The following is a 20,756-nucleotide window of genomic DNA, read 5'->3' as shown; positions in this document are numbered from 1 at the left end:
CGATTTTAGTATCAGGAGAAATCGAGAGTTCTTATATGGAAACAATTATTCCTCACCGCCGGACAATTTACCCCCGAGCCAGGGGGCCAGTCGCTGCTCCCAATAGGGTTCGGGGCCAAAGCGGGCCTTGAGGAAATCGATGAAGAGACGGATCTTGGGATCCAGATGTTCGCGCCGGGCATAAACGGCGTGTACCGCCATCTGCTGGTTCGGTCGCCACCCTGGCAACACAGGGATTAGCTTGCCGCTCTGTAACTCCTTGTCCAGCAAGTAGTTGGCGATATAGGCGATGCCGAGCCCGGCCAGTGCCGCATCGCGTACCGCCTCCGCCATATCCACCCGATAGTTGCCCGCCACCTGCACCGTCTGGCGCTCCTTGCCCTGGCGAAACGACCACTGGTGATAGCGCCGCTCCCGACTCTGGTAAGTGATGCAGTTGTGCTGGGCCAGATCCTTGGGATGAAGCGGCGTGCCGTGGCTCAGCAGGTAATCCGGCGAAGCCGCCACCACGAAGCCAATGTCGGCCAGCCGCTGTCCCACCAGCCCTTCCGGCTTGTCCTCATAGGTGGTGAGCCAGAGATCCAGCCCCTCATCCACCAGATTGGTTCTGTGGTCGAACAGCGAGACTTCCAGCTCCAGCTCGGGATAGCGATCCTGAAACGCCTTGAGATGAGGAATGACGTGCAAGCGGCCAAAAGATTGGCCCACACCGAGATGGAGCACGCCGCTCACCTTGCCGCGCCGCTCGGCGATCATGGAGTCCGCCTCCTGCGCCACCGCCACCAGCGCATGGCAGTGACGGGCATACTCCTGACCCAGCTCGGTCAGGACGAAGCGGCGGGTGGTGCGCTGGACCAGCTGGGCGCCAAGGGTGGTCTCCAGCAACGCCAGCTGCTTGCTGATATGGGATTTGGAGACCCCGAGACGACGGGCGGCGGCAGAGATCCCCTGCTCGCGCACCAGCGCATCGAAGATCACCATTTGAGGAAGACGTTGCAGCACAAGATAACCGGATTGAGTGGCGGGAGCCCATTATTCCAGAGCCGCCCGCCAAGGGGTAGGGTCAGAGCCCCAGCGCCCGGGTGATCTGCAGTTTGAGGGGGTCGTCAGCCGGATTCTGGTTAGCGCCGTAGCTGGCGATCAGCTTGCCATCGCGCCCCACCAGATACTTGTGGAAGTTCCAGTTCGGCTCATCCCCATCAGCGGCCGCCGCCAGCCCCTTGAACAGTGGCACAGCATCGGGGCCCCGCACCGCTACCCGATTGAACATCGGGAAGGTGACGCCATAGTCGCGGCGGCATACCTCGGCGGTCTTGGTCTCGTTGCCCGCCTCCTGCCAGAAATCGTTGGAGGGGAAACCCAGAATAATCAGCCCTTTATCCTTGTAGCTCTGGTAGAGCTGCTCCAGATCGCGGAACTGGCCGCTGTAGCCGCAGTAGGAGGCGGTATTGACCACCAGCACCACCTTGCCCTCGGTCAGCTGACAGAGGTTGTGGCGCTGGGCATTGTTGAGTTCCCGCATCTCCACATTGAAATAATCGGGGCACGCCGCAGAGGCCGCGCCGGTCCCCAATAACAGCAACAGAGTGAACCATTTCATCGCCAAGACTCCTTTTGTTTTGTCCATCATACGCGGTTACCAGAGCCGCAGTTCACTCTCAATGCAATGGAATGCCGGTCAGCCAGCCGTGGCCCCAGAACACCAGCAGCGCGGTGGCAACCAGGCCCGCCCCGACGCTGATGCCGGTGCCCGTCCAGTTGGCCGCCGGGCGGGGATATCGCTGCCAATCCCGCACCGAACTCCAGACCATGCTCACCAGCGCCCACAGCCCGATACCGCCAAACAGCACCAAAGATCGCGCCTCGCTGTTGACCAGCAGATGGGCCACCGCCCAGAGCAGGGTACCGAGCAGTTGGGGATGCACCAGCCAACGGCGCAGATGGTTGGGCCCCTGGCCGGAGAAGAACAGGATCAGCGCAAAGGGCATCATCACCGTCATGGTCATCGGCCCCCACTCCGGCAGGAAGTAGAGCGGCAGCGAGCTGGCCGACCGCCAACCGGCAATGATGCAGGCGATGGCGACAAACACCAGCAGGGAGAAGAGCCCCTTGTAGCGATTCTCACCCAGCCGCTCGCGCAGTCGCGCCCGATGGGCCACCGCAAAACAGGGGTAGAGATGGATCAGGGTAAACAGCGCAACCCCCAGGGTCAGCAGGAACATGAGTCTCTCCTTGTACTTGGTACGACCACTATGCCGTAAAGGGAGATTTGCGCCTATCAAAACCGCGCTGACCCATGGAGTCAAAAGTGTGGCAAGACAAAGGAACGGAAAGAAAAGAGCCGATCACGATGGATCGGCAAATAAGTGCCAGGGCAGTCAGACATCTCGCGGGATAGGAGATGCCCCAAACGGGGATATTGAGTGGCCGATGGCGCCCATCGGCCGAACCGGATCAGCCCTTGAGCTGATAGAGCGCCGCTACGTTGCGCGCAGTGAGTTGAATATTGGTGCTGGCGCTCTCCAGCGCCTCCGGCAGAGACATGGCGCGGTTGACCACGGCGAATACCGCGTCCAGCCCGTGATCATGTACCACACCGCAATCGTCGGTCAGGCAACCGGAGATACCGATCACCGGCTTGCCGAACTGCTTGGCGCAACGTGCGACACCGATTGGCGTCTTGCCATGGATGGTCTGGCTGTCGATGCGCCCTTCGCCGGTGATGATCAGATCCGCATCGGCCACTTCCTCGGCCAGTTTCAGCGCTTCGATGACGATCTGGATGCCGGGCTTGAGCTCGGCACCAAGCAGACCGACCAGCGCGGCCCCCATGCCACCGGCGGCACCCGCCCCCGGAATATCCTTCACCTGCTTGCCAACGGCCTGCTCAATGCAGTCGGCATAACGGGAGAGGTTGGCATCGAGTTGCACCACCATCTCTGGAGTCGCCCCCTTCTGCGGGCCAAACACCGCAGAGGCGCCTTTCGGGCCGCAGAGCGGGTTGTTCACATCGCACGCTACCTCGATAACCAGATCGCTCAGACGCGGATCCAGACCGCTCAGATCGATGGTTGTGAGCTCACTGAGACCCGCGCCACCCAGCTCGATGGCTGAGCCATCGGCTTTGAGCAGCTTGCCGCCGAGCGCCTGGATCATGCCGGCACCGCCGTCATTGGTGGCGCTGCCGCCGATACCGAGGATCAGATGTTTCACCCCCATCTCCAGCGCAGCCAGGATCAGCTCGCCAGTGCCGAAGCTGGAGGTGAGCAGCGGATTGCGCTGCTCGGGCGCCACCAGATGGATACCGGAGGCGGCGGCCATCTCGATGACGGCGCGCTCGCCATCGCCCAGCAGGCCGACGAAGCCCTGCACCTTGTTGCCTAGGGGCGCGGTCACTTCGACCGGCAGGATCCGGCCACCGGTGGCATCGACCAGCGATTGCACCGTGCCTTCACCGCCATCGGCCATCGGCAATTTGACGTAGGTGGCGTTCGGCAGCACCTGCTTGAAACCGGCCTCGATGGCATCAGCCACCGCCATGGCGCTCAGACTCTCCTTGAATGAATCGGGGGCAATAACAATTTTCATATCAATTCCTTAGGCGAGGCCAAACACGCCAAACATCAGGGTGGAGACAGTGGCAATGGTCAGACCGACTGCAGTTTCGTAAGGGATAAGTTTCAGGCGCTCCCCCACCCCCATGTGGACGCTGCCACCGGTGGCATGGAAAAAAGAGCCGTGGGGCATGTGGTCAAACACAGTGGCACCGGCATGGATCATGGCCGCTCCGGCCAGACTGCTGATCCCCAGTTCAATCAGGGTGGAGCTGAATACGTTGGAGGCCACCACGGTACCGGCGGTGGTCGAGGCAGTCGCCAGCGACATCAGGGCACCGGAGATCGGCGCCAGCAGGTAAGAAGGCAGACCGGAGGCGGTCAGGCCGCTGATCAGCACATCTTTCAGGCCGGAGTTGGCGATGATGCCCGCCAGGGTACCGGTACCCAGCAGCATGATGGCGACCGGCGCCATACGAGCGAGGCCGGAGACCGCAAACTGGTTCACCTTGCTGAATTTACCCATCATCAAGGCGCCGACCAGACCACCGAGGGGCAGTGCAATCAGCGGATCCACCACGATACCGGCGACCGGACGCAGGGCCAGCAACAGGATGGCGACCAGCGGCGCGCTGATGGCGGCGGCAAAGCCCGGCAGTTTGGTGCCCTCGAAGCTCACTACCTCGTCGGCGGCAACCTTGCTGCCCTTGTTGTTCAGACGCTTGGCCAGCCAGTAGGCCATCACCAGACCGAACAAACCCGGGATGATGCCCGCCGCCATCACAGAGGTGAGGGGCAGATGGAAGGCATCAGCCGCGGCAATGGCGTTGGGGTTGGGGGACATGACGTTACCCGCCTTGCCGCCGCCGATCATCGCCAGCAGGATGGCCGCCTTGGAGAGGTCGGCACGGCGGGCGATGGCCAGCGCGATGGGGGCGACCGTGATAACGGCCACATCCACGAATACGCCGACCGCAGTCAGGATCAAGGTTGCCAGCGCCAGCGCCAGCAGGGCGCGGGTTTCACCCAGCTTCTTGACGATAGTCTCGGCGATAGTGGTGGCCGCACCCGATTCGATCAGCACGCCCGCCAGTACACCGGCCGCCAGGATCCGCATCACCGCAGTGGTGATCCCCTGGGCACCGCCGATCATCAGGGCAACGGTCTGGGTCAGATCGGCACCGCCGATCAGGCCGCCAGCGAGCGCGCCGACGATCATGCCGTAAGCAGGCGGAACCTTCTTCAGAATGAGGAAGATGGCGATGGAGAGCGCCGCGATGGCGCCAAGGGCAGTAACCGGGATCATGACGGACACCTTCAATGGGAGTGAATGGCCGCCATTATGGAGATCTGCAATCAGAATGCTTTGGCTTAAAAACCAAAAATTGCGTCATTTAAACGTGGTTTTTTGTCAAATCTCACAATCACAAGTCGAGATTAAGGCCGAGATAGAGCAAAAATTTGTCGTCTAACTTGTTGAAATTCAACCCGGTTATCTGCTCGATCCTGCTTAGTCGGTAACGCAGGGTATTGGGGTGAATGAACAGGGCTTCGGCGCAGCGATGCAGATCACAATCCTGCAAGAAATAGTGGCGCAGGGTCTTCTGCAGCGCCCCTTTGCCATCTTCCCGGGCCAGTTTCTGCAGCGGTGTGCGCAGCTGATCCGCTTGCCAGGAGTCCGCCAGACTCCCCAGCAGCACCGGCAAACGGTAGTCCTCGAAGAAGTAGACCTGTTTGCGCGGCGCCTGCCGCATGCCACGGCGCAGGGTATCGCGCGCCGTCTGGTAAGAGCGCGCCAGCCCGTCGATCCCGGCGAAGTAATCGCCCACCGCGATATGCACCTTGAAGTGGGGAATGCGCGCCAGCAACTGCTTGATCCGGCTGCGCTCCTGCGCCGATTGCCAGACGCCCTCACTCAATTGCGCCGGTTTGAGCACCACTATCTCGTCGAGCCCGTTGATGGCGACCAGATTGTCCCGCTCCGGATTTTCCAGCTGATGAACCAGCTCCCGCAGACGCGCCGGATCCGCCTCCTCCAGCGCCAGCACGGCTACCACCCGAGGCTGGGCCAACTCCAGTCCGAGAAAACGGGCCGCCTGCTGCAATTGATCGACTCGCCCCTCACCACGAATGAGCTGCAACACCAGCTCCTCCTTGTGGCGCTTGTCCCACTGCAACTGCTCGGTGAGCGCCGCCTGCTCCAGGATCAGTTCTGCCGTCATTCGCACCAGCTCGGCGTAAGCACGCACTTCCTCCGGATCGCCGGAGATGCCGATCACCCCGATCAGCTCCCCCTGATAGGAGATGGGCAAATTGATGCCTGGTCGCACCCCTTTGAGCTGCAAGGCAGTCGCTTCGCTGATCTCCACCACCCGGTTTTCGGTGAGCGCCAGCACGGCCCCTTCGTGGCGCTGATGGATCCGCTCCGGATTGCCGGACGCAATGATGAGACCGTGTTCGTCCATCACGTTGACCGAGAACGACAGGATCTTCATCGCCCGTGCGACGATCTGGCGGGCAAGATTATCGTTTAACTGCATAACATCTCCGGACAAGGGGCTGATCTGGCTACGCCACCACGGGCCGATTCAGGGCACATGGGCGCAAAGATGCCACATCATCAAGACAAGCGAGAGGGGGATCGCTAGAATAGGCCACTTTACCCGATGTGTGCCCCGCCATGGAGCAGGAATTGCGTGCTTGCACCCGCCTGCCCGTGATGGCCCATCCCTCCGATCTGGACTGTGCTATGGATTATGAATTTCGCCGCGACCCGTTTGGTGGCTATCGCGCCCGGTTCTCCATGGGCCATGAAGCCATCGGTCAGTGGCTGATCGACGAGGTTGGCAAGGATGAGGAGAAGCTCGATGAGCTCTTCTCCATCATTGATCAGCTCTCCAACCGCACCCGAGTCGAATACCGGCTCAACGGCGGTGACTACTCCCTGCTGCTGACCCATGAAGAGGCGGAGGTGAAAGCCAACGCCCTCAATATCGAGCTGGGTGAGGATCTTGACGATCTCGCCTACTACGATGATGAACAGCTGGCCATGTGCGGGCTGGAAGATTTTGCCCAGGTGCTCGGCTCCTGGCGAGCCTTTATCCGTAACGAGGATATGGGCTGATTGACCCAATGTCGGATTACTATGTCGGGCAAACGTGCCCTTTTGCCTAACTCAACAGGATTGACTATGTCTATTTACGATTTTGATGACGAACTGCCGGAAGACGAAGAACAGGAATCCACCAAGAAAGCGGCTGCACCTGCCAAGAAGAAAGGCAAGCAGGTGATGAACACCCAGGTCAACCTGAGCCCGCGCGATGCCAGCCGTCTGAACGGCATGCACGTTGAAGCGATCGCCACACTGGACGACGTCAGCCTGCCGAAGAACATCATCTTCAAGGCTGGCCTGATCGCCCTGGGCGAACTGGAAGCCAGCAAGCGCGCCGATATCATCGCCCGCGTGATTGCCGAATCAGGCCGCTAATCGCCTCTGAAACAATTAAAGAAAGCCGGAGCCACTGCTCCGGCTTTTTGTTTTCCGGCCGTGCACCCTCAACGGCAATCGATCCCCTTTCCGGCTCGGGAGACCAGTTGGTCATAGCGACCATCGGCACGGGCGGCAGCCAGAGCATGATTGAAGCGCTCAAGCAGGTTGGCGGCCTCAGGGTACTGCCGTGAAATGATCAGGTAAAAGGTGTCGCTCTGACGAAAGTGGGGCAATGCCTGCAGATGGCAGGGATCGCCAAACAGCTGACGGCTGGCATCCCGGGTCACCGTCTCGTTCATCGGCAGCAGATCGATCCGTTTGCGATCCAGCAATTGCAGACATTGTGCCAGGGTCTTGGGGCGCTGCAGATCCAGCCCGAAACTCTTGATCACCCCGTCGGCATGGCTGGTACTCCACCCCAGCGGAATACAGACACGCAACCCTTGCCAGCGGCCAGCCTGAATGACCTCGCTCCCCCGATAGGTGAACCAGGAGAGGCGATCAATGTGAATGGGAGCGCTGTAGTGGAAGAGCTTGGCCCGCTCGGCAGTCCAGGCGTAGGGGAAGGTGGCCGCGACCAACCCATTGCGGGTCAACTGATAGCCGCGGGGCCAGGGCAGGTAGTCGACCTGGAGCTCTCGATACCCGGCCTCTTGCAGCAGGGTCGTCACCAGCCGGGTGCTCTCGCCACCTTCAGGCAGGGCCTTGCCGGTATAGGGGGTGAACTCACCGGTCACCAGCAGCAAGGGTGCGGCCTGCAGCCAGACACACCAACAACACAACAACCACAGACAATGCTTCATCAGCTGCTCTCCCTTTACCCTGTTGATGAGTATAGAGAAGGGATCCGACCACCTCCTGCGCGGTTGTCCTGCTGACGCCCACTTGTTAAGGTTGCCGCCTGCCTCGATCAAGGAGATCCAATGTTACCCCCTCCCGACTCATTTATCTGGGGCGCGCTGGCACTGGCAGTGCTGCTTGCCCTCTTCCGCCAACGTCTTCCCGCCTTTGCTCTGCTGGGACTCTCCCTGCTGCTGGCACTGTGGCTTGACCGAATGACGCTACCCGCCCTGCTGGTCTCGGTCGCAGGATTACTGCTGGCGTGGCGTGCGCCAACCCTCCCCGCCCGCTGGGCGATGGTGACCAGAGTGGTGCTGATCCTCTGGGCGATTGCGCTGACCCTGCACCTAATCCCCGGCTTCAACAATCTCAAGGCGCTGGATCAGGCGCTGGCAGGCCCCGCCAGCGTGCCGTTCAACATGTATCTGAACCTCGACAAACCGCTGCTGCTCTTTGGCTTGCTGCTGGCCTGCCCGATGCTGCTGGGCAAGGGGGGCGCAATCCGCTGGCGCCCGCTGGCCCTGTTACTGCTGCCGCTGGGAGCCCTGCTGGTCATCGCCTGGCAGTTGGGGGCACTGAAACCGGAAGTGGGTCTGCCCCACTGGTGGTGGCTGTTTGCACTCAACAATCTGCTGTTCACCTGCGTGGCAGAAGAGGCGCTGTTTCGCGGCGCGATCCAGCAGGAGCTGACCGAGCGTTACCGCCCCTGGATTGGCATCGTCGTGGCTGCGCTACTGTTCGGAGCCATCCACCTGCCCGGTGGCCCGCTGCTGGCGCTGTTTGCGACCCTGGCAGGCTGCTGCTATGGCCTGGCATTCCAGCTCAGCGGGCGACTCTCCGTAGCCATCCTGATCCACTTCGCCTTCAACTTCGCCCATCTGGCACTGTTTACCTACCCGCTGGCCCACCGCTAACTCCTGAAGTGAAGGCGCCCGACACGGGCGCCTTCACTCGCTCTTCCCTCTCTCTTTAAGCGTGCTGCCTTGCTCGCTTTACACCTCCATAAAGCCCCAAACAAAACCAATTCATTTACTTGTAACCAAAATGTAAACAAACTGACCTCTGCATTCGCCATAACAGTCACTTTCCATTGCCCTGCAACCAAAAGGATCCTGTGATGCAGAAAACCCTCAGTTATGCCGCCCTGCTGCTGGTCAGCCAGTTCCCGCAACTGGCACTGGCCGATACCGATGTCTATCTCACCAACAACAGTCCTGAACCGCTTCAGATCGACATCCGCCAAAGCGGCAGTGGCCAGTTGCAACCCGGCAGTCAGTGGAGCCAGCACCGCACCGAGCTGGGCCCGTGGGAGAGCGCCATGGTACTCAGCTTCAATCGCTATGAGGGGATAAAAGCGGGCAAGAGCTATCTGTTCGAAACCCGCGTGACCACAGCGGGTGGCGACGTCTATCGGCTCAACCAGCTGATGGAGGGAACCTGGTGGAACACCACCTTGCAGCACGGTGGCGAGACGCCGACCAGCGCATCCGGCTGGCAAAACGATCGGGCGATCCATCGCGTGGCGGGGCCACAAGAGCTGGCCTTTGCCGCCAAGTTCACCGGCCGCTACGACGATCTGCACTATATGATCACGCCACCCCAAAAACGGGAGCAGCCGGAACCGACAGAAAACAGGCTCAAGGTGGCCAGCTACAACGTCTGGGCGCTGCCGGTCATCGCCTCCAGCATCGGTGAGCGGCTGGCTCTGCTGCCAGAGCATCTCAAGGGCTATGACGCCCTGCTGCTGCAAGAGGTATTCGATGGCCGCCGCGAGGGCTTTTTGCAGGCGCTGGCGAAAGAGTACCCCTACCAGACCAAGGTACTCGACAAGCCCGGGGTCAACGTCCACGACGGCGGCGTGGTGATCGTCAGCCGCTATCCCATAGTGCGGGAGGCACAGCTGGTCTATCCCCAATGCACCGGCACCGACTGCTTCGCCGACAAGGGGGTGATGTACGCCGAGGTGATCAAAGGGGGCAAGGCGTGGCACCTGTTCGCCACCCACACCGCCAGCTTCGACACCGACGAGGCGCGCAAGCTGCGCCAGATCCAGTTCGGCCAGATCCGCTCTCTGGCTGCCAGCCTGAAGATCCCCACCAGCGACACCGTCATCTATGGCGGCGACTTCAACGTCAACAAACGCAAATTTGCCGATGACTACGCCAACATGCTGGCCAATCTGAACGCTCATGAACCTGCCTATGGCGGCTATACCGAAGCCACCTTCGATCCCAGGATCAACCCCTATGCCGGTGGCCCACTCTCCGGTGGCGCCAACGTCGAGTATCTGGACTATCTGGTAGTGAGTCGGGAGTACGGCAACGCCAGCCACAACCTCAACACGATCTGGATCCCGCGCAGCAGCGATGGCAGCCTCTGGCCCGCCAGCAACCTCTCAGACCACTTCCCGGTCAAGGGAGAGATCAGCCGATGACTCGCCGTTACGGGATACTGGCGCTGGCTATCCTGACCCTTTTGCTGGTGAATCTAGGCTGGCAGGAAGAGCAGTCCCCGATATCGCCAGAACGGTCGGCGACGCCTTCTCCGGCCGATGTGCAGTTGCCAGCAGAACCGGGGAGCCGCCTTCCCGCATGTCAAACGCTGAGGGGATGGATGGCAAAAGCAAAGAAGTGCCCAGCAGCTGGCAGGCGATGCCGGATGAACTGATCAACCAGCTTGCCAGCGAGATCAGCGACAGCGAGTTGCCGCTGGCGCAGCGTGTGAGCAATCTGGAAGCAACAGAGGCCGGGTGGCTGAGCAAGGGTGAGAGCCTGATCCGGCTACAGGGGCGCTATGCCCTGGCGCTGGATCAGTTGGCGCAAGAGAGCGAGCAGTTACCGCTGGCCGAGCGGCTGAACGCCCTCACCCATTTGCAGGATCGGTGGGTGGCGGATCATCCGGATTTGGCGGTGGAGCTGTTCAACCCGGATGCCCGCCTGCAGCAAGCTCGTCAGCTGTGGGGAGATGAGGAGCTGGCCACCCTGGCCCATCACTTCCTGCCCGCAGAGAAGGCCGAAGCCACGCTGGCGTTTGCCGGAGCGCGCCAGCAACAGCTCGATCAACGCAGCCGCTACCAGCGAGAGCTGGCCGAGCTGGAGCAGCAACTGGCGGCCAGCCAACAGCAGATGGATCCTGCGCTATGGCAACAACACAAGGAGGAGGTGTTGAGCCAGTGGCGTCGTGACTTCTTCGCGCGGGAGCAAGGCAAACCCTGAGGTCAGCGCTTGCCCTTGAACTGCTTGACGCTGCGCTTGGCCTGAGTACGGCGATTGGCCTGCTTGTCACGAGGGGGGCGCTTGCCCTCTCCGCTGGCAGGCTGGTCGGTGACCGGGAATCCGGCCAGATCCCCCAGCGGCAGCTCGCGGCCGGTCAGGGTGCGAATGGCTTGCAACATGTCACTCTCGCCATGACAAACCAGCGAGATGGCCAGCCCCTCGCGGCCAGCCCGGGCGGTACGACCGATGCGGTGTACATAGACAGGGGCGCTGGCGGGCAAGTCCAGATTGATCACTACCGGCAGCGCCTCCACATGGATGCCACGCGCCATCAGGTCAGTGGCCACCAGCACCCGAATTTTGCCCTCTTTGAAATCGCTGAGCGCCTGCTCGCGCACCGCCTGTTCTTTTTCGCCATGGAGGGCAGCCACCGCAATGCCCGCCTTGGCCAGCTTTCTGGCCACCCCGTCGGCATCATCCCGCGCACTGAGAAAGACCAGCACCTGCGGCCACGCCTGCTCCTTGAGCAAGCTGATGAGCGCCGGCACCTTGCTGCTCTTGTTGACCAGATAGAGTCGCTCTTCGATCTCGTTTACCACGCTGTTAAGGGGGTTGGCCTCGATACGGGTAGGCGCGCGCAGCAGGCCGTTGGCAAGCACCTCCAGCTCGGCAGGCAAGGTGGCGGAGAAGAGCAGGGTCTGGCGATCCGCCGGAATAAAGCCGAGCAGCGCCTTGATGTCGGGAGCAAAGCCCATCTCCAGCAGGCGATCCGCCTCATCCAGCACCAAGAGTTGTAAACCATCCAGCCCCAGCACCTGTTGGGTCAGCAGATCCCGCAACCGCCCCGGCGTGGCCACCAGCAGTTGTGGCCCCTGCGCCAGTTCGGCCTGTTGCCGCTCCTGCGCAACGCCCCCACACAACGTCACGATACGCAGCCCCAGCGCCTCGGCGCCCTCTTCAAGCGCGGCAGTGACCTGAATCGCCAGCTCGCGGGTCGGCACCAGCACCAGACCCTGCACCTGGCTGGAGGCAGGCTCCAACCGTTGCAGCAGCGGCAAGCCAAACGCCAGCGTCTTGCCGCTGCCGGTCTGGGCCAGCGCCAGCAGATCCTGCCCCGCCAGCGCCGCTGGAATGGCCAGCTGCTGGATGCGGGTCGGCGTCTGCAAGGTGGCGGGCAAAGAGGCAAGCAGAGCAGGATGAAGGGCAAGTTCGCTAAAGGTCATGGCGCTACGTCAACAAAGAAGTGGGAGGCGAAGTCTAGTGAGCGGGGGCCGAGAAGTAAAACCCTATCCATGATGGTTTGGCCAAGGGGCGCTGACGACGGGCTGACTACACTTTAGCTGACCCATCACCAAGAGAGACTCGCCATGACCAGACACATCCCCCTTCTGCTGCTCGTGGTCACCCTGCTCGGCAGCGCCACCCTCGGCCTGTCGCAGACTCCGGAGAACGACGCTGCCCCCGAGCCGCCTAAACCGATGCGCATCCTCAATGCCCACCTTGGCGAGCTTCCGGGGCTGATCAATGCCGACAAGACAGGCCCCTTTGTCGATCTGGTACACGCCATCGATGACCTCTACCCCGATGTAACCATCAAGATCACCATCTACCCCATCGCCCGTGCCATGGCTGGGGTGATCTCCGGCAAGGCTGATCTGGGGCTGCCCGCCATCCGCAACCTCAAGGATATCGATATGCTGGCTTATCGTTTCAGTACCCGCAGTTTTGGCAAGGTTGCCCATGTGATTTACAGCAATACCGCCAATCCGGTCACCACGGATATGGCCTATGCATAGTGCCCACCAAACGGGATCTGCTGATCGAGGCCGTTCCCGACTATATGCCCTTCCCGGTGCAGCGCTCGATGAGTATCGAGCAGTCACTGCGCAAGCTCTCACGCGGCCGTATCGACGCCTTTGTCTGGGCACAAGAGGAGGCCGACCTGATGCTCAAGCAGCTGGGGCAGACCAATATCAGGCGAGAATTTTTCGGGGATTTCGAGGATGTCTTCATCATCCAGAAAGGGACAGCTGGTGATGAGATGGACGAATTTCTCCGCCAAGCCATTGATCAGCTGGCAGCCACCGGCAAACTGGCCGAGATTTACGAGAAGATCCACCGCCCCTATGTGGAGTGGCAACCCTTCCCAGCCGCCAAGGTTGAACCGGCAACCACCCCGCCTACTACACCCTGAACAGACAATTCCCGCATAAAAAATCCCGCCGAAGCGGGATTTTTCATGGCTTGCAGCCTTACAGCACGGCCAGCGCCGCAGCGTAGTTCGGCTCGTCGGCCACTTCGGCGACCAGCTCGCTGTGCAGCACCTTGTTGTCACCATCCAGCACCACGATGGCGCGAGCGGTCAGACCGACCAGCGGACCGGAAGAGAAGGCAACGCCGTAATCTTCCATAAAGGCCGCACCGCGCAGGGTAGAGAGGGTCACTACCTTGTCCAGACCTTCGGCGCCGCAGAAGCGGGACTGGGCGAACGGCAGATCGGCGGAGATGCACAGCACGACAGTGTTCTCCAGCGCGCTGGCCTGCTCGTTGAACTTGCGCACAGAGGTCGCGCAGGTCGGGGTATCGACGCTCGGGAAGATGTTCAGGATTTTGCGCTGACCGGCAAAGCTTGCCAGGGTCACGTCGGAGAGATCCTTGGCCACCAGGGAGAAGGGCTTGGCTTGCTCACCGGCGACCGGGAAGTGACCAGCGACGGAAACCGGGTTGCCTTGCAGAGTGACTGAGTTGCTCATGTGTTATGTCCTTTATTGGTGTAGTAAAAATCCGAGTGATCAGTATAGGGGCGGCGGGACCAGACAAACACCCGCGAAGACAAGGGATATAAAGGGGTTGACCTTGGACTTAACACCAAGGTTTAGACTCCTCCTCGGTAATCAGGGATCTCGCAGGGGCGGGATCCATCAAGAGGGACTTATCATGAGCAAATCCTGCTGCAATCATCAGCACGCCGCCCCCATCAAGGCCGTCAGCAAGGCGGCCCCCGGCCAGAGTGAGCATCACCACGATAGCCACTGCTGCGACAACACCACGCCCGTCAGTTGCTGTTCAAGCCCGACGCCTCATGAGCACGCATCCCGTGACGGCAATGAATCCCCCGGGGATGAAGAGCCTCCCCGAGGAAGCTGTCACGATCAAGCTTGCTGCAGCGCCCCCTTATCGCCAGCTCACGATCATAAGCATGAGCATGAGCACGATATGCCCCCTGCCGACCCGCTAGTTGCGCCGGAGCAAGGTAACAGTCGTCACAGCTGGCAGGTGTTGGGGATGGATTGCCCCAGCTGCGCCCGCAAGATCGAGACCGCCGTCAGCCGGGTGAGCGGCGTGCAACAGGCGCGCGTATTGTTTGCCACCGAGAAGCTGGTGGTGGATCTGGCCCCCGGTCTCTCCCCCGATCCCGTCACCGCCGCCGTGCTGGCCGCCGGTTTCCAGCTCAAGGGGGAAAGTGCTGACAAGCAGGCAGCTGGCCGTAAGCAAGCTTCACAACAGCCCCTGCAAGGCAATCTATTCGGTAACTTTTTGGGCAAATATTGGCAGCCCCTGTCATTGGCCGGCCTGATGCTGGTCGCCGCCCTGCTGCCGAAAGAGCTCGGTCAGCCACTCTTTACCCTGGCGACCCTCTGGGGTCTGTGGCCTATCTCCCGCAAGGCGTGGGCGCTGACCAAAAGCGGCTCCCCCTTCGCCATCGAGACCCTGATGACGGTGGCCGCCCTAGGCGCCCTGTTCCTCGGCGAAACCGCCGAAGCGGCCATGGTACTGCTGCTCTTTATGCTGGGGGAACATCTGGAGGCCTACGCCGCCGGGCGCGCCCGGGCCGGGGTGACCGCCCTGATGGCGCTGGTACCCGACAAGGCGCTGCGCATCCGTACCACTGCCGAGGACGAGGTGCGGGAAGAGGTAGCTGCCGATGAGCTGCGTCCCGGCGATATCATCGAAATCGCCCCGGGTGCCCGTCTACCTGCCGACGCCCGCCTACTCGATGAACTCGGTACGTTTGACGAGAGCGCCCTGACTGGCGAATCCATTCCGGTGGAACGCCGTCAGGGGGACAAGGTGCCTGCCGGCAGTCTGGCTGCCGATCGGGTGCTGCGCCTTGAAGTCGTCTCCGAGCCTGGCAACAACGCCATCGACCGCATTCTGCACCTAATCGAAGAGGCCGAAAGCCAGCGCGCCCCCATCGAGCGCTTTATCGACCGCTTCAGCCTCTGGTATACCCCGGCCATGATGCTGGTTGCCCTGCTGGTGGTGCTGGTGCCGCCCCTTGCCTTCAGCCAGAGCTGGGACGAGTGGATCTATCGCGGACTGGCGCTGCTGCTGATCGGCTGCCCCTGCGCGCTGGTCATCTCCACCCCGGCAGCTGTTACCTCGACGCTGGCCGCCGCTACCCGTCAGGGGGCGCTAATCAAGGGTGGGGCTGCACTGGAGCGATTGGCCCATATCGACACCGTCGCCTTTGACAAGACCGGCACCCTGACCCTGGGCAAGCCGCAACTGACCGAGCTGGTGAGCCTCAATGGCCAACCGGAGACCGAGTTGCTGGCACTGGCGGCTGCCATCGAGCAGGGCTCCCACCACCCGCTGGCCCGCGCCGTGGTCGCCAACGCGACCGAACAGGGGCTGACGCTGGCGGAGGCCCGCGACCTGCGCGCACTGCCGGGCATGGGGGTTGAGGGACGCATCAACGGTGAACTGTGGCAACTGCTGGCACCGAGCCGGGTGGCGATCCTGAATATGGAACAGCAAACCCGGATTGCTTCGCTGGAGCGGCAGGGCAAGACCGTCGTGGTGCTCTGCCAGAGCAGCGGCGACCAAGCGCTGCCGGTCGCCCTGCTGGCGCTGCGGGATCAGATCCGGCCGGAGGCGGCAGCCGCGCTGCAAGAACTCAACCGGCTCGGGCTCAACAGCATCATGTTAACCGGGGATAACCCCCGTGCCGCCGAGGCGATCGCCACCGAGCTGGGCATGGGCTGGCGCGCCGGCCTGTTGCCGGAGGGCAAGGTCGATGAAATTGCCAAGCTCGCCAGCTCGCAGAAAGTCGCGATGATCGGCGATGGTATCAACGATGCCCCCGCCATGAAGCGGGCCAGTATCGGCATCGCCATGGGGGGCGGCACCGATGTGGCGCTGGAGACCGCAGATGCGGCGCTGACCCACAACCAGCTCGGCGGTATTGCCGCGATGATCCGGTTGTCGCGGGCGGCACTGGCCAATATTCACCAGAATATTGCGCTGGCGCTGGGGCTTAAAGCCATCTTCCTGGTCACCAGCCTGCTCGGCATCACCGGCCTGTGGATTGCAGTGCTGGCCGATACCGGCGCCACCGCGCTGGTGACCGCCAACGCCCTGCGGCTGCTGCGCAAGCGTTAAGCCAGCCAATGGCATCCCAGCCAAAAGCCGTCCCCCAACCGGGACGGCTTTTCTTTTTCCTCTCACTGCACCCCGTAAAAGAAAAAGCGCGCCTGCCGGTCGGCAGTCGCGCTTTGCTTACTCTCTCGGAGTTATCCCACCCTTGGCAAGGTGGAATTCAACCCGGGGGCGCCGAGCCATCCCCCGGACTCAATGGCTTGCTTACTTGACGCTGCACTCCTGAATGACGGCAGTACCCGCTTTGACGCCAGCCGGGTCAACCTTCACCAGCACACTCCACAGCCCCTGCGGCAGGGTGATGCTGTTATTGGCACTGCCACCCTTGGAGAAGGCGAACGAATAGCCGGTTTCAGCGTTCACCGCGCCGCCACCGTTGAGCAGGTACTCCTTGCTCCAGTCCTCGTTGGCGACCTTGAACTCGGTGCTGCCGGCGTAGTTGAACGCCGCCTGATAGATGGCGAGATCGCCGTCCATCCCCTTGTAGCTCAGCTGGTACTGAGGTTGGGATCCCCAGCCGGAGAGCTCACCCTTGACGAACAGGTTGTAGCCGAGCGGATTGCCCGCCACCGTATCCAGCACCTTGCAGCTCTGCACCGGCTCGGTGAAGCTGACGCTCAGGGTCGGTTTGTCCTTGTTCATGGCGGTAAAGACAAACTTGTAGCTGCCTGCCTTGGCCAGATCGACACCGATATTGCCAGTTTCTCCCCCCTTGCAAAGGGTCAGCGGAGTGCCGACCACCAGCTTGTCACCAGCGTTGCAACTGCCGTAGTTAATGCTCCAGCCAGAGTCCGCCACCTTCAATTCGGTGTTACCAAGCTGCTCCGCCGTCACTTCTGCGCTGAACTCGTACATGAAGTTACTGGTAAATGTCAGCGGATTCTTGTCGCCAAAACTGGGGTCCAAGAAACCCTTCAGATAAACATCGGTGTTGCCAAACGGTGGCAGCGTGCTCAGGTCGGTCTTCTTGCTGACCGGCAGGCCCGCGCCCTGTGCACCAGACTGCGGCTTGACGAACACGGCGGCAGACCAGGCCCCCAGCGTCAGCTGGCCGTTATCATAGGCGGCGCCGCTGGCGATGCTGTCGACTGCGCGATGCTTGCTGCCAAGCACCATACCGCTCAGATCGATGGGCTGATCGTTGCCGTCACGGAAGTCGCCGATGCTCTGGCTCTGGTTGCTGGCGTTGATCATCACCACCAGACCGTCGATGGCCGGATCCAGATCCGCCCCGGCACTGACGCCATCATCCACCGTCATGACGATAAGGCCGGGCACCTGATCCGGGCCGGTGTTGCGGAAGTCGACCCGCTTGATCACCTCGGCGCCGCTGCCCAGACGCAGCAGGCGGGAAGAGTTGCGCAGCTCCGCCAGCTCCTGATAGAAGCTCACCATCTGCGCCATCTCGGCCGAGCCCGGCTTGGCATGCTTGCCGAGCACCTGCTCGATCAGCGGATAGTTGTCGCCATCCTTGTCCTTGCGCGGCAACCCCTTGTCGAAGTTGTTGTCGCCCAGGGTGTAGTCGACCTTGTTGTACCAGTCGCCCGAGTCATAGCTGTCCCGCTCCATGGATTTGGAACGCAGCAGCTCGACACCGGCGTGGGTGAAGGGAATACCCTGACCCAGCATGGCAGTCGCCAGCGAGACCCCCTGCATCCGCACCAGATCGGCTCCGGCAGGCGCCTTGTAGATCAGGTTGTCGAACAGGGTCTGGTTGTCGTGCTTGTCGACGTAGTTCTGCACTTCCACCGGATCCTGGGCATAACCGGCGCTCTGACCGTTGTAGTCGATCTCGGCGCCTTTTTTCGGCATGCCATCCTTGTCGGTCAGCACGAACTCCTTGAGGTTGCCCGCCATGCCGAGGCGCACCAGATCGGACTGGTGCAAGGCCGTAGCCAGATCCACCTTGCTCATTTCGTTAGGATCGACGAAAGCACCGTTGCCAAAGCCCTGGGTCTTGCGAATGGTATCGCCGCCGTCGAACGGACTGCCGCCGCGCACCGCATCGCGCAAGCGATCCGAGAAGGAGCCGATACCGGTACCGCCCAGATGCTTCTGGGTCGCCTGCACGAAGCGCTTGTCATCCTGCACTTCGCCGAAGTTCCACCCCTCGCCGTAGAAGTACATCTCGGGATTGACCTTCTTCACCGCGGCCAGCGCCTGCACCATCTGATCTTTCGGATGGTGGCCCATCAGGTCGAAGCGGAAGGCGTCGATCTTGTAGTCGCGCGCCCAGGTGACCAAGGAGTCATCCATCAGCTTGGCGAACATGGCGTGTTCCGGCGCCGTGTTGGAGCAGCAGGTGGAGTTCTCCACCGAGCCGGTCTCCGGATTGAGGCGCTGATAGTACCAGGGCACTATCTTGTCGAGCACCGACTTGGGGCCGAGCCCGGATTCGTTGGTGTGGTTGTAGACCACGTCCATCACCACGTTCATGCCGATGTTCTGCTTGATGGCCTTGACCATCTCGCGGAACTCCAGAATACGTTTGGTGCCCTCGGCGTTGGTGGCGTAGGAGCCTTCCGGCGTGGTGTAGTGGTAGGGATCATAACCCCAGTTGAAGGAGTCGACGCCGCGCAGATAGCCGGAGAGCTCCTGCACCTGCGGATTATCCTTGCTGTCGCCCCCTTGCAGGTCGGCCAGCACATCTCCCACGGTCTGACCGCCACCGCAATAGCCACCAAATTTGGATGTTTTCACATCCGGATTGACCTGACAGAGCTTGCTGAAGTCATCGCCGAGATTGGCCACCTTGGCCGGATCCTCGTTGACGGTAGCGATATCGAACACCGGCAGCAGGTGCAGGTGGCTGACGCCGCTTTTGGCCAGCGCTTTCAGATGGTTGACCGGTACAGAGTCGGGCTGGGTCAGACCGACAAACTTGCCGCGCTTCTCTTCATCGGTGGAGGCGTCGTTGCCGGTCAGGTCACGAATATGGGCCTCATAGATGGTGATGTCGGCGGGGTTCTGCTGGCTGTGTGGCGCCTTCAGGCTATCCCACCCCTCCGGTTTCAACGCTGGATCGTCGAGATCCACCACCTGACTGAACTCGGAGTTCATCGCGAGGCTCAGGGAGTAGGGATCGGTCACCTCGTAGTGCTCGACCTTGCGGCTCAGCGGGTGGTAAACCTCCATGTCGTAGCGGTAGAACTGGCCGATCAGCTCGCTGCACCCTTCGTAACTCCAGCTGCCGCTGGCGCTGTCAAAGGTCATCGCCACCTTGCGACGTTTCTTGTGATTGGCATTGTAGAGAGCCAGCTTGACCGACTTGGCAGTCGGCGCCCAGAGGCGGAAGGTCACCCGATTACCATCTACCACGGCGCCATAGCTGAGCTTGGTTGCCTCGGTCGCATAGAGGGCATCAAGGGCGCCGGCGCTCTGCACCAGAGTTGCTCCCTGCAAAATACCGTCAGCATCGGTACCGATAGCCACCAGCTCCCCCTTGAGCAGGGGCTTGAGATCCTTGCCAGCTGGCAGGGCAAAGGCAGCCGCATCCTTGAGGTGCGGATATTTGGCCTGCTGCTCGGCGCTCAGAGTGGTAGGAGTCAGTTTGATATAGGGGAAATCAAATACCCCCTTGTTATTCGCTGTGATCTGCCCTGATGCTGCGTAGTAGAGGCGAACATGGGGCTTGTCCTTGCCCCCTTGCCAAATCAGGGTGTTGCCATCGATCAGATGAGCGCTGGCCCCCGCCACGCCAAACGCGGCGGTGAAGGCGTCGGCGCGGCTGCCAAACACCTCCTTCTTGCCCGCCACAATAGCCACGGTGCGATCCGGATGATCCTTGAAGATCACCTTCATATCGCTGCCGGTCAGGTTGGCCAGATCGCCGTTGCGAGCGATAAAGTTGATACACCCTTCCACCTTGTTGAGCGGCACGACCCAGGCCGGACCAAAGCTGTCGACCGCAGCAGGAGTCTTGTTCTTGTCATCCCACCCGGTATTCAGGCCGCTATCAGCGGTGGCGTTACAGGCATCGTTGTTCCACAGATGTAGGCTGTGGCTGTCAAACGGTGCCTTGGCCCCCTTGGCTGCCGACTGGGTATCCACCAGCGCAATGACTACCTCGTTGGGGCCTGCTTGCAGCAGCTCCTTGGGGGGATCCATCTTGGGCAAGCGAGCGACAGGTCCATCAGAAGGTTCAGGTGTAGAAGTAGATGTGCTGTTGTCATTACAACCAGACAAAAGCGCGAGCAGTGAGGCTGTTACCAGCGCCACTTTGGTCTTTTCATATCCATATTTTTATAATTCCCGCTGTAGTTAGTCTCGATAGTC

At 61.3% G+C, this 20,756-nt stretch carries 15 protein-coding genes and 2 pseudogenes; 7 read left to right on the top strand and 10 right to left on the bottom strand.

Annotated elements, in window-relative coordinates; translation table 11 throughout:
• Positions 1 to 45: 45 nt before the first annotated feature.
• The 6 genes from ACTG2J_RS02555 to ACTG2J_RS02530 form a co-directional block, all read right to left on the bottom strand.
• Positions 46 to 981 carry a LysR family transcriptional regulator gene (locus ACTG2J_RS02555; protein ID WP_005340335.1) on the bottom strand — a complete coding sequence of 312 codons (936 nt, stop codon included), beginning with the start codon at positions 979 to 981 and terminating at the stop codon, positions 46 to 48.
• Between the two features lie 82 nt (positions 982 to 1,063).
• Positions 1,064 to 1,600: a glutathione peroxidase gene (locus ACTG2J_RS02550; protein ID WP_113740086.1), complete on the bottom strand. Its 537-nt coding sequence runs from the start codon at positions 1,598 to 1,600 to the stop codon at positions 1,064 to 1,066.
• A 58-nt stretch (positions 1,601 to 1,658) separates the two neighbouring features.
• Positions 1,659 to 2,222 (bottom strand): NnrU family protein, encoded by a 564-nt coding sequence (locus tag ACTG2J_RS02545; RefSeq protein WP_113740085.1) that lies wholly within the window; start codon positions 2,220 to 2,222, stop codon positions 1,659 to 1,661.
• Between the two features lie 232 nt (positions 2,223 to 2,454).
• On the bottom strand, positions 2,455 to 3,588 hold the full coding sequence (locus tag ACTG2J_RS02540) for a glycerate kinase (protein ID WP_439989039.1): 1,134 nt from the start codon (positions 3,586 to 3,588) through the stop codon (positions 2,455 to 2,457).
• A 9-nt stretch (positions 3,589 to 3,597) separates the two neighbouring features.
• Entirely contained in the window at positions 3,598 to 4,860 is a 1,263-nt protein-coding gene (locus tag ACTG2J_RS02535; RefSeq protein WP_167570819.1) for a GntP family permease, read from the bottom strand.
• Between the two features lie 118 nt (positions 4,861 to 4,978).
• Positions 4,979 to 6,094 (bottom strand): sugar diacid recognition domain-containing protein, encoded by a 1,116-nt coding sequence (locus tag ACTG2J_RS02530; protein WP_201990752.1) that lies wholly within the window; start codon positions 6,092 to 6,094, stop codon positions 4,979 to 4,981.
• A gap of 209 nt (positions 6,095 to 6,303) precedes the next feature.
• Here ACTG2J_RS02530 and ACTG2J_RS02525 point away from each other — a divergent pair, with 209 nt between their 5' ends.
• Positions 6,304 to 6,678, top strand: coding sequence for a YacL family protein (locus ACTG2J_RS02525; protein ID WP_031227767.1), 375 nt, complete (start codon positions 6,304 to 6,306; stop codon positions 6,676 to 6,678).
• A gap of 66 nt (positions 6,679 to 6,744) precedes the next feature.
• Complete coding sequence (locus ACTG2J_RS02520) at positions 6,745 to 7,041, top strand: hypothetical protein (RefSeq protein ID WP_103251372.1); 297 nt, start codon at positions 6,745 to 6,747, stop codon at positions 7,039 to 7,041.
• A gap of 68 nt (positions 7,042 to 7,109) precedes the next feature.
• On the opposite strand, the gene ACTG2J_RS02515 is transcribed toward ACTG2J_RS02520, so the two are convergent.
• The gene (locus ACTG2J_RS02515; protein WP_257686752.1) at positions 7,110 to 7,847 is read right to left on the bottom strand and encodes a substrate-binding periplasmic protein; all 738 of its coding nucleotides are present in this window, start codon (positions 7,845 to 7,847) and stop codon (positions 7,110 to 7,112) included.
• Positions 7,848 to 7,967: 120 nt separating this feature from the next.
• Here ACTG2J_RS02515 and ACTG2J_RS02510 point away from each other — a divergent pair, with 120 nt between their 5' ends.
• The 3 genes and pseudogenes from ACTG2J_RS02510 (at position 7,968) to ACTG2J_RS02500 (ending at position 11,099) form a co-directional block, all read left to right on the top strand.
• A complete protein-coding gene (locus ACTG2J_RS02510; RefSeq protein ID WP_257686751.1) occupies positions 7,968 to 8,798 on the top strand; it encodes a CPBP family intramembrane glutamic endopeptidase in 831 nt (276 codons plus the stop codon).
• Between the two features lie 203 nt (positions 8,799 to 9,001).
• Positions 9,002 to 10,318 carry a sphingomyelin phosphodiesterase gene (locus ACTG2J_RS02505; protein ID WP_439997133.1) on the top strand — a complete coding sequence of 439 codons (1,317 nt, stop codon included), beginning with the start codon at positions 9,002 to 9,004 and terminating at the stop codon, positions 10,316 to 10,318.
• A pseudogene (locus tag ACTG2J_RS02500) lies at positions 10,315 to 11,099 on the top strand (hypothetical protein). Before ACTG2J_RS02505 ends, ACTG2J_RS02500 begins: the two are co-directional and overlap by 4 nt.
• Positions 11,100 to 11,101: 2 nt before the next feature.
• Here the strand turns inward: ACTG2J_RS02500 and ACTG2J_RS02495 are convergent.
• A complete protein-coding gene (locus tag ACTG2J_RS02495; RefSeq protein ID WP_439997132.1) occupies positions 11,102 to 12,322 on the bottom strand; it encodes a DEAD/DEAH box helicase in 1,221 nt (406 codons plus the stop codon).
• Positions 12,323 to 12,466: 144 nt separating this feature from the next.
• Between ACTG2J_RS02495 and ACTG2J_RS02490 the strand changes: the two are divergent.
• Positions 12,467 to 13,293 (top strand): annotated as a pseudogene (locus ACTG2J_RS02490) (ABC transporter substrate-binding protein).
• A 58-nt stretch (positions 13,294 to 13,351) separates the two neighbouring features.
• On the opposite strand, the gene tpx reads toward ACTG2J_RS02490, so the two are convergent.
• The gene (gene tpx, locus ACTG2J_RS02485; protein ID WP_005341463.1) at positions 13,352 to 13,852 is read right to left on the bottom strand and encodes a thiol peroxidase; all 501 of its coding nucleotides are present in this window, start codon (positions 13,850 to 13,852) and stop codon (positions 13,352 to 13,354) included.
• A gap of 184 nt (positions 13,853 to 14,036) precedes the next feature.
• Between tpx and ACTG2J_RS02480 the strand changes: the two genes are divergently transcribed.
• Entirely contained in the window at positions 14,037 to 16,484 is a 2,448-nt protein-coding gene (locus ACTG2J_RS02480) for a zinc/cadmium/mercury/lead-transporting ATPase (RefSeq protein WP_439997131.1), read from the top strand.
• A 201-nt stretch (positions 16,485 to 16,685) separates the two neighbouring features.
• Here ACTG2J_RS02480 and pulA read toward each other — a convergent pair whose 3' ends face one another.
• Positions 16,686 to 20,588, bottom strand: coding sequence for a pullulanase-type alpha-1,6-glucosidase (gene pulA, locus ACTG2J_RS02475; protein ID WP_439997130.1), 3,903 nt, complete (start codon positions 20,586 to 20,588; stop codon positions 16,686 to 16,688).
• Between the last annotated feature and the right edge of the window lie 168 nt (positions 20,589 to 20,756).

Source organism: Aeromonas sp. 6P (genome assembly GCF_051919525.1).
Classification (GTDB): Bacteria; Pseudomonadota; Gammaproteobacteria; order Enterobacterales; family Aeromonadaceae; genus Aeromonas; species Aeromonas veronii.
The sequence above is the reverse complement of the archived record's forward strand: the minus strand, read 5'-3'. Positions and strand labels throughout refer to the sequence as shown.